This window comes from Klebsiella sp. WP8-S18-ESBL-06 (assembly GCF_014169755.1).
Classification (GTDB): Bacteria; Pseudomonadota; Gammaproteobacteria; order Enterobacterales; family Enterobacteriaceae; genus Kluyvera; species Kluyvera ascorbata_B.
This window is the reverse complement of the sequence record NZ_AP022256.1, coordinates 1,490,227-1,504,734: the sequence shown is the minus strand read 5'-3', so window position 1 is coordinate 1,504,734 and position 14,508 is coordinate 1,490,227. Positions and strand designations below refer to the sequence as shown.

11 protein-coding genes are annotated in these 14,508 nt (G+C 55.9%); 7 read left to right on the top strand and 4 right to left on the bottom strand.

The annotated features are described in order from the left end of the window. Nucleotides 1-23 precede the first annotated feature (23 nt). Nucleotides 24-989 (bottom strand): glucokinase, encoded by a 966-nt coding sequence (glk, locus tag H7R76_RS07160; RefSeq protein WP_106924204.1) that lies wholly within the window; start codon nt 987-989, stop codon nt 24-26. A gap of 245 nt (nt 990-1,234) precedes the next feature. On the opposite strand from glk, the gene H7R76_RS07155 reads away from it, so the two are divergent. Next, nucleotides 1,235-2,473 carry an ion channel protein gene (locus H7R76_RS07155; protein ID WP_106924203.1) on the top strand — a complete coding sequence of 413 codons (1,239 nt, stop codon included), beginning with the start codon at nt 1,235-1,237 and terminating at the stop codon, nt 2,471-2,473. On the opposite strand, the gene H7R76_RS07150 is transcribed toward H7R76_RS07155, so the two are convergent. Then, nucleotides 2,470-4,128: an alpha-keto acid decarboxylase family protein gene (locus H7R76_RS07150; RefSeq protein WP_182967352.1), complete on the bottom strand. Its 1,659-nt coding sequence runs from the start codon at nt 4,126-4,128 to the stop codon at nt 2,470-2,472. The genes H7R76_RS07155 and H7R76_RS07150 overlap by 4 nt on opposite strands. 173 nt (nt 4,129-4,301) lie before the next feature. Here H7R76_RS07150 and mgrA point away from each other — a divergent pair, with 173 nt between their 5' ends. The 5 genes from mgrA (at nt 4,302) to H7R76_RS07125 (ending at nt 10,089) form a co-directional block, all read left to right on the top strand. After that, nucleotides 4,302-5,300 carry an L-glyceraldehyde 3-phosphate reductase gene (mgrA, locus tag H7R76_RS07145; RefSeq protein WP_182930226.1) on the top strand — a complete coding sequence of 333 codons (999 nt, stop codon included), beginning with the start codon at nt 4,302-4,304 and terminating at the stop codon, nt 5,298-5,300. A gap of 125 nt (nt 5,301-5,425) precedes the next feature. After that, a complete protein-coding gene (locus tag H7R76_RS07140; RefSeq protein WP_106924200.1) occupies nt 5,426-5,746 on the top strand; it encodes a DUF2502 domain-containing protein in 321 nt (106 codons plus the stop codon). A gap of 209 nt (nt 5,747-5,955) precedes the next feature. Continuing rightward, on the top strand, nt 5,956-7,515 hold the full coding sequence (locus H7R76_RS07135) for a PTS transporter subunit EIIC (RefSeq protein ID WP_106924199.1): 1,560 nt from the start codon (nt 5,956-5,958) through the stop codon (nt 7,513-7,515). Nucleotides 7,516-7,532: 17 nt separating this feature from the next. Then, nucleotides 7,533-8,885, top strand: coding sequence for a class-II fumarase/aspartase family protein (locus tag H7R76_RS07130; RefSeq protein ID WP_182930224.1), 1,353 nt, complete (start codon nt 7,533-7,535; stop codon nt 8,883-8,885). Next, complete coding sequence (locus H7R76_RS07125; RefSeq protein WP_182930223.1) at nt 8,878-10,089, top strand: N-acetylglucosamine-6-phosphate deacetylase; 1,212 nt, start codon at nt 8,878-8,880, stop codon at nt 10,087-10,089. Before H7R76_RS07130 ends, H7R76_RS07125 begins: the two co-directional genes overlap by 8 nt. On the opposite strand, the gene H7R76_RS07120 is transcribed toward H7R76_RS07125, so the two are convergent. Together H7R76_RS07120 and H7R76_RS07115 are read right to left on the bottom strand one after the other, a co-directional pair. Continuing rightward, complete coding sequence (locus tag H7R76_RS07120) at nt 10,082-11,629, bottom strand: BglG family transcription antiterminator (protein WP_182930222.1); 1,548 nt, start codon at nt 11,627-11,629, stop codon at nt 10,082-10,084. The genes H7R76_RS07125 and H7R76_RS07120 overlap by 8 nt on opposite strands. Before the next feature lie 90 nt (nt 11,630-11,719). Further along, nucleotides 11,720-12,955: an Nramp family divalent metal transporter gene (locus H7R76_RS07115; protein ID WP_182967350.1), complete on the bottom strand. Its 1,236-nt coding sequence runs from the start codon at nt 12,953-12,955 to the stop codon at nt 11,720-11,722. Nucleotides 12,956-13,289: 334 nt separating this feature from the next. On the opposite strand from H7R76_RS07115, the gene nupC reads away from it, so the two are divergent. After that, the gene (gene nupC / locus H7R76_RS07110) at nt 13,290-14,492 is read left to right on the top strand and encodes a nucleoside permease NupC (protein WP_106924194.1); all 1,203 of its coding nucleotides are present in this window, start codon (nt 13,290-13,292) and stop codon (nt 14,490-14,492) included. Nucleotides 14,493-14,508 lie beyond the last annotated feature (16 nt).

The window sequence follows — 14,508 nt, the reverse complement described above, 5'->3', positions numbered from 1 at the left end:
GCGTGCGCCGCACGGCGGCGGGATTACAGCACCTGGCCCAACGTCTGGCGCAGATGCGCGCCGGAACCCAGCAGGCCCGGATTATCATGCACAATCAGGTATACCGGGATCGGATGCACATAATCTTTGAAACGACCTTTGTCCTCAAACCCGCCGCGGAAACCGGAGGCTTTAAAGAACTCCAGGAAACGCGGCACGATACCGCCCGCGATGTATACGCCGCCAAAGGTGCCCAGCGTTAACGCCAGGTTACCGCCGAAGCGCCCCATGATGACGCAGAACAGCGACAGCGCGCGACGGCAGTCGGTGCAGCTATCGGCGAGCGCGCGTTCGGTAATGTCTTTCGGCTGATAGTTTTCCGGCAGTCGGTTGTCAGACTTCACGATGGCCCGGTACAGATTCACCAGCCCCGGTCCGGAGAGCACGCGCTCGGCGGAGACGTGGCCAATTTCTTCGCGCAGCACTTCGAGGATAATCCCCTCTTCTTCGCTGTTTGGCGAAAAATCAACGTGCCCACCTTCACCAGGCAGGCTCACCCAGCGCTTATCGACATGCACCAGATGCGCAACGCCAAGCCCGGTGCCCGCGCCGTACACGGCAATAGGCTTACCTTCTACCGGCTCGCTGCCGCCGAACTGGATCAGATGCTCTTTTTTCAGCATCGGGATTGCCATCGACACTGCGGTGAAATCATTGATGATTTCCAGATGCGCAAACCCGAGGTTCTTTTTCATCTCGGCGATAGAGAATTGCCAGGTATGGTTGGTCATCGCCACCCAGTCACCGGTGATAGGGCAGGCAATCGCGATACAGCCGTCTTCGACCGACACGTTATGCTCGTCGAGATAGACGCGGACAACGGCTTCCAGGCTGGGGTAATCCAGGCCGGAATAGGTCTTCGCCTGAGAAATCTCTCCGCTGGCAACATCGCACAATGCCAGACGCGCATTGGTGCCCCCCACATCCCCCACTAAAGCAAACTTTGTCATTCCGTTACGGCTCCGCTAAAGTCAGAATAAATCTTTGCCACACTGTAAATTCAAGGCGCGTTAACAACAACGACGTTTGCGTGAGCGCCCCTGGATTATCGATCCAGGTCACATTTTTTGCGTATTTTTTAGCAGGTATAGAACGGGATAATCTGTAGGGCCGTATCGTTTCAGCCTCATTTACGCTGAACGTCAACGGCGGACAATGCAAAGTCGTCCCAGCATTTAGCCAAAAGGATATAAACATGCTCCACCCGCGAGCCCGAACGATGTTGCTGCTCTCCATCCCTGCGGTCTTGATTGGCATCGCCTCCAGCCTGATTCTGATAGTGGTGATGAAAATCGCTGCGCTGCTCCAGCAGGTGCTGTGGAGCAGCCTGCCCACCGCCTTCGGCATGGACATAACCTCGCCGCTATGGATTATCCTGATGCTAACGCTCACCGGCGTCGCCGTGGGGCTGGTCATTCGCTATAGTCCGGGCCATGCCGGTCCGGATCCGGCCTGCGAGCCGCTGATCGGCGCTGCCGTACCCGCAGCGCACCTGCCCGGGCTGCTGATCGCCCTGATCCTCGGCCTGGCCGGCGGCGTGAGCCTGGGACCAGAGCATCCGATTATGTCAGTCAATATTGCGCTGGCCGTGACGCTGGGAGCGCGCTTTTTCCCACGGGTCAGCTCGCTCGACTGGACGATTCTCGCCGCCGCCGGAACCATCGGCGCGCTGTTCGGCACGCCGGTCGCCGCTGCGCTGATCTTCTCTCAGACCCTCACCAGCAGCAACGATGCTCCGCTATGGGATCGCCTTTTTGCCCCACTGCTGGCCGCGGCCGCCGGGGCATTGACCACCGGCCTGTTTTTCCAACCGCATTTTTCGCTCGCCATTGAGCACTATCAGACGATGCGCATCGTCGATATCTTCAGCGGCGCGATTGTCACCCTCTTTGCTATCGCCATCGGTATGGTCGCGGTCTGGTGTCTGCCGCATCTCCACGCCCTGATGCATCGCCTGAAGCATCCGGTGCTCATCCTCGGGGCGGGCGGTTTACTTTTGGGGGTCATTGGCACTCTCGGCGGCCCTATCACGTTGTTTAAAGGGCTGGATGAAATGCAGCGCCTGACGGGCGGGCTGGACTTTGACGCGGGCGACTACCTGCTGTTCGCCCTGTGTAAACTGGCTGCTCTGGTGGTGGCTGCCGCCTGTGGCTTCCGCGGCGGGCGTATCTTCCCGGCGGTCTTTGTTGCCGTCGCACTGGGCTTGATGCTGCACGCGCACGTTGAAGCCGTACCGGCGGCCATTACCGTCTCGTGCGCCATTCTGGGGCTGGTGCTGGTAGTGACGCGCGATGCCTGGCTCAGCCTGTTTATGGCCGCCGTGGTGGTACCGGACACCACCCTGCTGCCGCTGCTGTGTATCGTGATGCTCCCTGCCTGGCTGCTGCTGGCGGGGAAACCCACAATGATGGTACCGCGCAGACGCAAAGATTAACGGCCGCTGTTGCGCGCTTCCAGCGCGTCGGTGACCGCTTTGAGCAGCGGCGGGATGTCCATTTTAGGCAGCATCACCTCCAGCAGCGTCAGCCTGTCGCCGTGTGCAGCGCGCGTCAGCGCATCATTTAGCTGCGTCACGTTGCTCACCTTCGCGCATTCGGCCTGGCAGTCGAGGTTAAGCGCCTGCGGCAACTGGGTCCAGTTCCACAGGCTGATATCGTTATACCGCTGTTCCGGCCCGTGGATCGCCCGCTCGACGGTGTAGCCTTCGTTATTCAACAGCAGAATCAGCGGCCGCTGGCCGTCGCGCAGCATGGAACTCAGCTCTTGGACGGTGAGCTGCGCCGCGCCGTCGCCCACCACCAGCACCACGCGCCTTTTCGGCCGCGCCGTTTGCGCGCCAAATGCGGCGGGCAGCGTAAACCCAATCGATCCCCACAGCGGCTGCACAATGACGCTAGCGCCCACCGGCAACGTCAGCGCCGCGATGCCAAAGGCCGCCGTTCCTTGGTCACCCAACAGAATATCGTGCGGCTGAAGGTGTTTTTGCAGCGTTTGCCAGAAACGGCGCTGGGTTAAGGCGCCGCTCTCCTGCGCCACGGGCGCTGATGCCCGCAACGGAGAGGTTTGCCATGGCGCGAGCGTATCGCTCAACGTCATCAGCGCCTTCATCGCCGACAGCATCCCGATACCGCTAAACCAGCGCTGGCCCACTCGTGCGGCAAACGGCTGTATTTCAATCGATTTTTCGACTGCAATTCGGTGAGTAAACCCGGCGGTAATGGTGTCGGTAAAACAGGTGCCGATGCAAAGGATCGCCTCCGCATCCTCAATCGCTTCGCGGGTCTGCGGCAGGCTTGCTCCGCCGCTATACGTACCCACAAATCCCGGCTGCTGTTCGTTAAACAGCCCCTTCCCCATCAGCAACGTAGCGTGCGGAATCGGCCGCGCGGCCATCCACTGGTTGAGCATCGGCTGAAGCCCAAAGCGCAGCGCCAGCACATCCGCCAGTAACGAGACCCGCTGACGCCCTTCCAGCAGCTTGCGTGCGTAATCGACAAACGCGCTTAACTGCGCCGGATCCGGCTCCGCCACCGCCGCGCTGAGAGCGTTTACAGGACGCGATGTCGTCAGCGCGGCCACATCGGCAGGCAACAGCAGGTAACCCGGTCGACGCTGCTGAATGACGGCCTGCAGCACGCGGTCGATCTCCTGGCAAGCGTTGCGGGCAGTCAGTACGCCCTGCGCCACGGAAATCGGCGCACTCATCTGGCGGAAGTGGTCAAAATCGCCATCGCCCAGCGTATGGTGCAGGCACTCGCGGCGCTGCTGCGCACCGGTACAGGGTGCCCCCACGATATGCAGCAACGGCACATATTCGGCAAAGCTGCCCGCCACGCCGTTCAGCGCGCTGATTTCCCCTACGCCGTAGGTCGTGAGCAACGCACCGCAGCCCTGCATCCGCGCATAGCCATCGGCGGCGTAGGCGGCATTCAGTTCATTAGTACAGCCCACCCAGCGAAGGGTACGGTGGGCAATGACATGGTCGAGAAACTGGAGATTATAGTCCCCCGGAACGCCAAACAGGTGGTCGACGCCGCAGTCGGCAAGGCGGTCAAGCAGATAATCTGCCACGGTATAGGACGCTGTCATCGTACAACTCCTTCAGCCGGTGATTTCTTTTGAGTATTGAAGAAGTGTTAACCCTGTCCAGTATTGATAAGAAAGTCGTCTGGAAAGCAAATTTTACAGATTTCAGCAGTGTACGAGCTAATGGACATTCGCTAGTGTAAGCGTATACACAAACGGAAATTCCGGAGGACACAATGGTTTATCAGGCAAATCCCGCGCGTTATGAAACCATGACGTTTCAACGCTGCGGTAACAGCGGCCTCAAGCTTCCCGCCGTTTCGCTGGGGCTGTGGCACAATTTCGGCGATGAAACGCGGGTAGAAAACAGCCGTCAGCTACTGCGCCACGCGTTCGATCTTGGCATCACCCATTTTGATCTCGCCAACAACTACGGGCCGCCTCCCGGCTCGGCAGAGAGCAACTTCGGCCGTATTCTGCGCGAAGACTTTCTCCCCTATCGCGACGAGCTGATTATTTCTAGCAAAGCGGGCTACACCATGTGGGAAGGCCCCTACGGTGATTGGGGCTCGCGTAAGTATCTGATTTCAAGCCTCGACCAGAGCCTTAAGCGGATGGGACTTGAGTATGTTGATATTTTCTATCACCACCGCCCGGACCCGGAGACGCCGCTTGTGGAAACCATGCGCGCGCTGGATCATCTCGTTCGCCAGGGGAAAGCGCTGTACGTTGGGCTTTCCAACTACCCAGCGGAACTTGCGCGTCAGGCCATTGCGATCCTGAACGATCTGGGCACGCCGTGCCTTATCCACCAGCCCAAATATTCCATGCTGGAACGCGCCGCGGAAAACGGGCTGCTGACGGTGCTGGAGCAAGAGGGCGTCGGTTGCATTGCGTTCTCACCGCTGGCCGGTGGACAGTTAACCGACCGCTATCTGCACGGCATCCCGGCTGATTCTCGTGCCGCCAGCGGCAGCGTATTCCTTAAGCCAGAACAGCTAACCGACAGCAAGCTCGACGCCGTGCGTCGCCTGAACGCACTGGCGGAAAAACGCGGGCAGAAACTGTCGCAGATGGCGCTGGCATGGGTGCTGCGCCAGCAGGCGGTGACCTCGGTATTGATTGGCGCGAGCAAGGTGGCGCAGCTGGAGGATGCAGTGAATATGCTGGCAAACCGCCATTTCAGCGCCGAAGAGTGCGCAGAAATTGACGCCATTTTGCACAGTATAAAATAACAGCGATTTTAGCAAAAAATGCTCTCTCCTGGCGGTTTAAGAGTTAACCCAATAATTCTGGTGTTTACCGAATTGTAATATTGCGTTAACAGGCCTTTCTGGCCACGATCGTATAGGAGAGAAGTATGTTCAGGTCACTGATTCTGGCGGCAGTGTTGTTAGCATCGGCCCCGATGTTTGCTAATGCTGGTGAAATCACCCTGCTGCCATCCATAAAATTACAAATTGGCGATCGCGATAATTACGGTAACTACTGGGATGGCGGCCGCTGGCGCGATCGTGATTACTGGCATAAGCACTGGTATCGCCACGATAACGGCTGGCACCGCGGCTGGGACAACCGTAAAGCGTACGATCGCGGCTATCGTGACGGCTGGGGCGATCGCGATGACCGTCGCGGCCCGGGGCGCGGACATGGTCACGGCCATGGCCACGGGCACCGTTAATCTGGCAGCCAATCCATGATATCAATGCCGGCGCGGCCCTTCGAGCTGCGTCGGCTTCTCCTCCTCGTCATCGTTACCGTAATGAAATAAACGCCCTTCGGCTCTTTTATGGGCAAATCCTGCGCTTCTTATTTCTCAGCATTTGCCCTTGAGCAAAAAAATCCTGCCAGTATCTTATCGTCAAGATATTTCACGTCAGGATTAACATCATGAATGCTAATTTTAAAAATGAAATTCAGACATTCGGTCGTTCACTTCTGTTACCTATCGCCGTACTCGCGCCCGTTGGAATGATCATGGGAATTAGTTCGGCGCTTGGCCAGAGCTATATGATCGAGAAACTGCCCTTCTTAGGTAATGATATTTTCAAGGCCGTTTTATCCTCTCTGGGTTTAATCAGCAGCGTCGTTTTTAATAATATCCCATTATTATTTGCGATGGGCGTGGCCTACGGCATGTCAAAAAAAGAAAAGGGAATTGCAGTATTTGCCTCGGTGGTCGCTTATCTGACCCTGCTTATTGCCATGCACGTGCATCTGAAGCTGGCGGGGACGCTGGCGAAAAGCGATCTTTCGTTAGTCGGACAGGGGATGGTACTGGGCGTACAAACGCTGAAGATCGAAGCGCTGGGCGGCATTATCGCCGGTTTGCTGGCAGCAAAAATTACCGACCGCTTCTACCGTCTGCAGCTTCCGCTCGCGTTTGCCTTCTTCAGCGGTAAAAAATCGGTGGCTATCCTGGCGATCGCCTTCGCGATCCCGGTCGGTCTGATCATTCCGTTTATCTGGGATCTGTTTACCGCAGGTATGCGCGCCGTATCGACCATCATGATGGCCCCGGATATTGGCGCAGGCATCTACATGACGCTAAACCGCCTGCTGATTCCGTTCGGTCTGCATCATGTGCTGAGCTCGACGGTGCGCTTCACCGCGGCCGGTGGCACTTATCTGATTGACGGTCAAACCTACGTTGGCATTTTGCCCGCGATGAATAAGATCCTCTTTGAGCTTGGGCCATCGCATCCAGCCTGGAAAGAGTACATGCCCACCCTCACCAGCTATCTCGCCTCCTCCCAGATGCTGACCACGCTATTCCGCGTGCCGGCTATTGGCCTGGCGATGTATCACATGGCTTATTTTAAGAATAAGAAATTTGCCAAAGGGATGATTCTGACGGTTGTGCTCACGGCCATGCTTGGAAATATCACCGAGCCGCTGGAGTTCTCCTTCCTGTTTATTGCGCCGAAGCTGTTTATTGTCTATGCGGTGCTGTGCGGTCTACTCACTATTCCGCTGCAAATGCTGGACGTTTCCATCGGCTATATTCGCGGTACCATTTTTGACTTTGGCATTTTCGGCCTGATGTACGAGAACACACATTGGGTTAGTTTAATTCTCCTGGGCATTGTGAACTTCGTTGTCTTTTATTTCGTGTTCCGCTTTGCGATTAGTAAGTTTGATATTAAAACGCCGGGACGCGAAAGTGAAATTGCTGACAGCACCCTGCTGAATAATAAGGAATACGATAAGGTCGCCGCCATGGTCATTGATGGACTCGGCGGGCGGGACAATATCAAGCGCGTCGAAAACTGCGTTTCTCGTCTGCGTATCGATTTGCAGGATCAAAAGAAAATCAACATGGACGTGCTCAAAGAATCCGGTTCTCTGGGGACCTTTATCCCCTCAAGTAACCATGTCCATGTGGTCTTTGGCCCACACGTTGAATTTGTTCGCAATGCGGTCGACGACCGTCTTGTCGGCGCCAAATAAGCAACCAGGAGGCGAAAATGCGCGCACTGTATGACTCCAAAAGTAAAACGATTGATGACCGTGGAATGAAAACCCTGCTCGGCCAGCAGGCGCGGGTGCAGTCCTGGCTGGACGTCGAAGCCGCGCTGGCGCTGGCGCAGGCCGAGCACGGAATGATTCCCGCCCAGGCGGCGGAGAATATTGCCGCAAACTGTCGTGTCGAGAATATCGACCTGGTCGAAATGGAGCGCCTACTGCGCGAAATTGGCCACGGCTTCGTGCCGGTGATTAAAGTGCTCGTCAAAGCCTGCGACAGCGAAAGCGGTAAGTATGTCCATTACGGCGTGACCACGCAGAATATTCAGCAAACCGCCCAGCTGTATCTGGCGAAGCAATTTAATGCCGTGCTGCAATGCTTTCTCAACGATATTCTGCACAACCTGGCCAGCATGGCCCGCGAACATCACGCCACGCTGATGGCCGGGCGCACCCATGGAAAGCACGCACTGCCCATCACCTGGGGATACAAGGCCGCCGTGTGGATTGACGAGCTGCTGAGCGCGCGGGAGCGTATGCAGGAGGCCGAAAAACGCGTCTTTACCGTGATGATGGGCGGCGCCGTTGGCGCTTTCCATGCGACGGGCGAAACCGGCCGCCGGGTGCAGGAAAGCGTTGCACAAAAGCTCGGAATGCGGGCCATGGCAATCCCTTCTCGCAACTCACGCGTGTATCGCACCGAGTACATCAGCAATCTTTGCCTGCTCGCCACGACCCTGCACAAAATTGCCGAAGAGGTTTATCAGACCTCCAGCGAAGAGTTTGGTGAAGTGTCTGAAGCCTTCACCAAAGGCACCGTGGGCAGCAGCACGATGCCGCAGAAGGTTAATCCGAAGCTGGCAAAAGGGATCATCGCCAACGCGCAAAAGCTCTACTCCGTGCATACCTCCTGCCTGTACGTCAGCCCGCGGCCGTTTGAAGCGGACAGTTCGGCCTATTTTATTTTCGACGGAAATATTCAGGAGAGCATGGAATGCATCGCCGAGATAGTGATGCGCGCCGAAGAGCTCACCCGAACGCTGGTCATCAACGCCGATCGTATGCAACAGAACGTACAGCTGACGCACGGCCTGATTAACAGCGAAAAAATCATGATGCATCTGGTCGAAAAGCTGGGTAAAGACGCCGCTCACGAACGCGTATACCAGTTGGCGATGCGCAGCACGCATGAAGGTATCCCCTACGGTGAAGTCCTGCGTCACGATCCGGTCATTCGTCAGAACTTCAGCGATGCGGAGATCGATGCGCTTATTGACCCCGCGCACTACATTGGGCTGTGCTCAGAGATGGCGCTTGAAACCGCCGCGCGCGTACTGGAGGCCAAAGGTGACTGACCCCCTGCTGTCGTTTGCCAGCGAACGCATCGTCACCCCGGATGGGATCCGCGCCGGCTATCTGCACGTCAGCGGCGGAAAAATTGTCGGTATGGATGACGTGCCGCGTGGAGACGTCATCGATTACCGTGACGCTATGCTGATGCCAGGCTTTGTCGATATTCACGTACACGGCTGGGGCCGAGGCTCCTTTGCCTGGAAAGGCGAGACTCGCTCGCTGCGCGCCATGAGCCAGGACCTGGTGCACGCGGGGGTGACCGCCTGGCTTGCCACATCCGCCACCCAGCCGGAAGACTTTTTGCTGACCAGCCTGGCCAACGCCGCGGCCTGGATAGCACAGGCAACGCCCGTTGACGGCGCGGAGGCGGTGGGCATCCACATGGAAGGCCCCTACATTAACCCTAAATTTATCGGTATGCAGCGTCTGGACTGCGTTCAGCCTCCGAGCATTGCCGGTTTTGAACGCTATCAGCAGGCGGCAGGCGGCCATGTGCGCCTGATGACGCTGGCGCCTGAATTGCCCGGAGCGCTGGATCTGATTCGCCATTTGCACCAGGCCGGTGTCACCATCTCAGCTGGCCACACCGACGCGACCTTTGACGAAATTGGCCTGGCCATCGACGCGGGGCTGAATCATTTTACCCATGCATTCAGTGCCATGCGTGGGTTACACCACCGTGAGCCCGGCGTGGTCGGCGCGCTGATGTATTACGAAGACACCTTTGCCGAAGTTGCCAAGCAGAGCGGTATTACCCTACGTCCGGAGGTGTTCGATATTCTCTACCGGCTGAAAAAGGATCGTCGGCTAGTCATGATGAGTGACTGTCTGGGCTACGTCGATTTTCCGGAAGGCTTCGAGTTTCACCACTATTTACGCCAGGAAACCTTTCGCATCCGCCAGCACGCGCTGGAGATCACCAACGACCACGGCTGTACGCGCACGATTCATGCCGAGGACTGGCCGGCCGTTTGTACGCTGGAGATGAGTTTCCTTGATTCGGTGAAGAACGTGGTCAAACGACTGGAGCACGGCTGGGTATCAGCGGCACAGGTTGCCTGCCTCAACCCGGCAATCCTGGCCGGCGTAGCCGACAGAAAGGGCAGCCTTAGCGTCGGTAAGGATGCCGATATTCTGGTGCTGGATGCCGAGGAAACGCTGCGTGAAGTGTGGTGCCGGGGCGTTCGTCAGCCGCAGGTTAAATAAACACATCACCGTACTGTTGCTCGAGAAAGCGCTTCAAAGCCTGCGGGCTCATTCCCTGTACCTGCTGCACGAACGCGTCAGCAGGTATTTTTTTGCGTGCCGGGCTTAATCCCTGCTCACGCAACAGCTGGAAATCATCCTGCGTCAGGTAGAAATTCACTTTCACATACGCCAGCTGAGCATGACGCAAATGGCTGGCAATTTTATTGGTAAACGCAATCAGCAGGTCGAACGGCTGCTGCTGCAGTTGAGCAAGTTCATTGATATTGACGCAGCCGAGAATATCAATGTGAAACCGGGAAAGCAGCACTTCTTTGAAATAGCCGACTTTGCTTTCCGAGGAGTTAGTCACAATGATCACCCGCTTTTTAGCGTCACTAACGACCCGATTCTTTAACTCATGTTTTTTAATGATCAGGACCAGCGTCGCCAGATGAATCGGTGAGAATGACGTCTGCCAGCCGCGCTCAATCTTCTCCAGCGACCGCTGCACGAGGTGCCACAGATCAGGGTAACGACGCTGAACATCATGCAGTTTTTTATCATCAAACCAGAGGTGCAGTTTGTTCTGGATAATGGCCGCGTAGAGAAAATGGTAAATTTCTTCAAACCAGGCATCGTGGTTATATATCGCAGCGTTCAGCCCGCGAGACATGACTTCACAGGCCTGTTTCACATGAGGAATCAGCCGGGAGTCGTACAGCGTAAAGGGCCGCCAGGTAAAGGTTAGCGAGGCAATAAGCATATCCAGTGCGGTATTTTCATTGCGATCGGCCAGCACTCCGTAGGCATAGGTCGTCAAAAAGGTGGTGGCTGAACTATCGGTCATGCGCAGCCCGCGCTTCATTCGCTGCAGCGCGAGGCTAAGGTAAACCAACAAATACTTTCGCCCGTTGTAGCCAAGCCGCGTCATCGGGCTGACCAGCCGCTCATAGTACTCAGCCGCCAGGGTAATTTCATGCGCGCAGCCGTGGAGAAATTGTTCAGCAATGGAGCGGTTGATCGGTTCGTTAGCCTGATGCGCGATCAGCCGGTTTCCCTCACCTATCTCAACGGTTTTGAGAATCGACATGCAGGCAGCCAGGCGCAGGCGAAATTCGTCGCCCACCAGCTGTGACCCTTTGCGCGGAATGCTCAGCAGCGTTAGCCCGCTCTCCTGTACCCGGCTGAGCATCAGCGGGTTATCGTTTTTCACCGTCCCTGCGCTAACGTTGAATTTTTTATAGTACTCGTTTTTATTGACGACATCGTTCAGACACAGCGCAACGAAAAGATCCTGGACTCGCTCCTCGCCGGTGGTGAGATAGCGGTTAAAACGTACGCGCTGTAAAAACTGAATATACTCGCTGTAACCAATACGGGTGGTAATGAATGGATTATCAAGGTGAATCTGAACCTCTTCCGGCAGCAGCTCATTCAGCTCTTTCATGGTGCGTTTGAGCGTGGAGAGGGTTTTGCCAAAGCGCAGCACCGCGCGATCGACCGCCAGCGGGCTGTTATCCTGTAGATATTTTAAAAAGGAGAGATCAAAAGAGTTCATTAGCGTTCGCTGCTGTTTGGCGCAAAGCCCAGCTTAGCGAAAAAATCGCTGGCAAACCGTGACCTGTAGCGGGTCACGGTAAGCGGAACGTTAATTAAACAGTGTGCCTATCAGCAGCCAGCCGTTGAGCGCCACCACGACGGCCACAATGGCCCAGCCAATGCGCTTAATCCAGCGGGTATTCACCAGTTCCCCCATCAGCTTGCCGTCGCTGGTAAAAATCAGCAGCGGCACCAGTGCCAGCGCAATACCGAAACTGAGCAGTACCTGACTCATCACCAGAATTCGCGTCGGGTCCAGCCCCATCAGGATGACGATAAACGAAGGTAACATGGTGATGGTCCGTCGGAACCACAGGGGGATGTGGAAGCGAATAAAGCCCTGCATGACAACCTGTCCGGCCAGCGTGCCCACGACCGTAGACGATAAGCCGGCGGCAATCAGGCTAAGACCAAAAATCGTTGCCGCCGCGTGACTCAGCAGGGGTTCCAGCGTTAAATAGGCCTGATCGAGATCGGTAATACCGGTATGCCCGTGGAAGTGGAACGCCGCCGCAGCGGTGGCCATCATCGCCAGATTGACGAAACCAGCGATGGTCATAGCGATGGCAACATCCCAGCGCGTGGCCTGGTAGCGCTCTTTGGCGGTGCCGCCGTGCAGATGCTGAGTCAGCGAGGAATGTAAATAAATCACGTGCGGCATGATGGTCGCCCCCAGCACGCCTGCCGCCAGGTAGACCGCCTCGCCGTTCGGCAGCGATGGCAGAATCATGCCTTTGGCCAGCGGCGCCAGCGCGGGCTGAGAGAAAATCAGCTCCACAATATACGCCGCTGCGACGAACAGCAGCAGACCACCAATCACTTTTTCCAGCGGTTTTTGCCCGCGACGCTGCAGCATCAGAATCAGGAAGGTGGCGATACCGGTCAATACCGCGCCTTGTAAAAGAGAAATGCCGAGGATCAGCTTAAAGCCGATCGCCGCGCCGATAAATTCGGCCAGATCGGTCGCCATGGCGATAATTTCCGCCTGTACCCAGTAAAACCACACGACCGGACGCGGATAATGGTCACGAATCTGCTCTGCGAGGTTTTTGCCGGTCGCAATGCCAAGCTTCGCTGACAGCACCTGAATCAGCATCGCCATCAGGTTTGCCCAGACCACCACCCACAGCAGCTGGTAGCCGAAGCTGGCGCCCGCCTGAATATTGGTCGCAAAGTTACCCGGATCGATATAGCCGATCGCGGCAATAAATGCCGGCCCCATCAGCGCGAGTCGCATACGGCGCGCGGTGCGACAACGATTTGTTTCAATCCGACTGTTTGTCATTCTCTGCCTCAAAAACATAGCCTTTGCTATGTTTTAAGCTAACACAATGAGAATGATTATCAAGTTCATTTGGGAAGGTGATAATGATTACTCTGATAGCCGGAACCAATAGCCAGACTGGAGGTTAGGAAGGTTTGGTATACGCTTTACAAGAGAGTAGTACAACATGGAAACTTTTCATACATTTACTTAACATCACAAAAATGCATGATTGATCACTAATTTTGAGTTTGCTCACAGGTTCTGAATATAGTGAGAGACAGATCTCGTTTTATTTAACTGTGTTACATAGAATGTGCACGAAAATTTAACCCGCCTCATGTTTGGAGCAAATATGGACCGCGTCTTGCATTTTATTCTCGCGCTCGTGGTGGTTGGGATTCTGGCCCTGCTGGTCAGTTCCAACCGCAAACAGATTCGCATTCGTTACGTTATCCAGCTACTGGTCATTGAAGTGCTGCTGGCATGGTTCTTCCTGAACTCCGATATCGGTCTGGGTTTTGTAAGAGGCTTCTCCGAGATGTTCGAAAAACTTCTCGGCTTTGCTAACGAAGGGACCAACTTCGTCTTTGGTAGCATGAACGACAAAGGTCTGGCGTTCTTCTTCCTGAAGGTCCTGTGCCCTATCGTCTTCATCTCCGCGCTGATCGGTATTCTGCAGCATATCCGCATCCTGCCGATTATCATTCGCGCCATTGGTACCGTGCTGTCTAAAGTCAACGGTATGGGCAAACTGGAGTCGTTCAACGCCGTCAGCTCTCTGATTCTGGGCCAGTCTGAAAACTTCATCGCCTATAAAGACATCCTGGGTAAAATGTCCCGCAACCGCATGTACACCATGGCGGCCACGGCGATGTCTACCGTTTCCATGTCTATCGTTGGCGCCTACATGACCATGCTGGAGCCGAAGTATGTTGTTGCGGCGCTGGTACTGAACATGTTCAGCACCTTTATCGTACTGTCGCTGATCAACCCGTACCGCGTGGATGCCAGCGAAGAAAACATTCAGATGTCCAACCTGCACGAAGGCCAGAGCTTCTTCGAAATGCTGGGTGAATACATTCTGGCAGGCTTCAAAGTTGCGATTATCGTTGCTGCTATGCTGATCGGCTTCATCGCCCTGATCGCCGCCCTGAACGCCCTGTTCGCGACCGTCACCGGTTGGTTCGGCTACAGCATCTCCTTCCAGGGTATTCTGGGCTACATCTTCTATCCGGTTGCCTGGATCATGGGTGTACCGGCTAGCGAATCCCTGCAGGTCGGCAGCATCATGGCCACCAAGCTGGTATCCAACGAATTCGTTGCGATGATGGATCTGCAGAAAATTGCCGCAGACCTCTCTCCGCGCGCGGTGGGCATCATCTCCGTCTTCCTGGTGTCCTTCGCCAACTTCTCTTCCATCGGTATCATTGCGGGTGCGATTAAAGGCCTGAACGAAGAGCAGGGCAACGTGGTGTCCCGCTTCGGCCTGAAGCTGGTTTACGGTTCTACGCTGGTGAGCGTGCTGTCTGCTTCTATCGCCGCGCTGGTGCTGTAACGCGACGCTTGAGCAT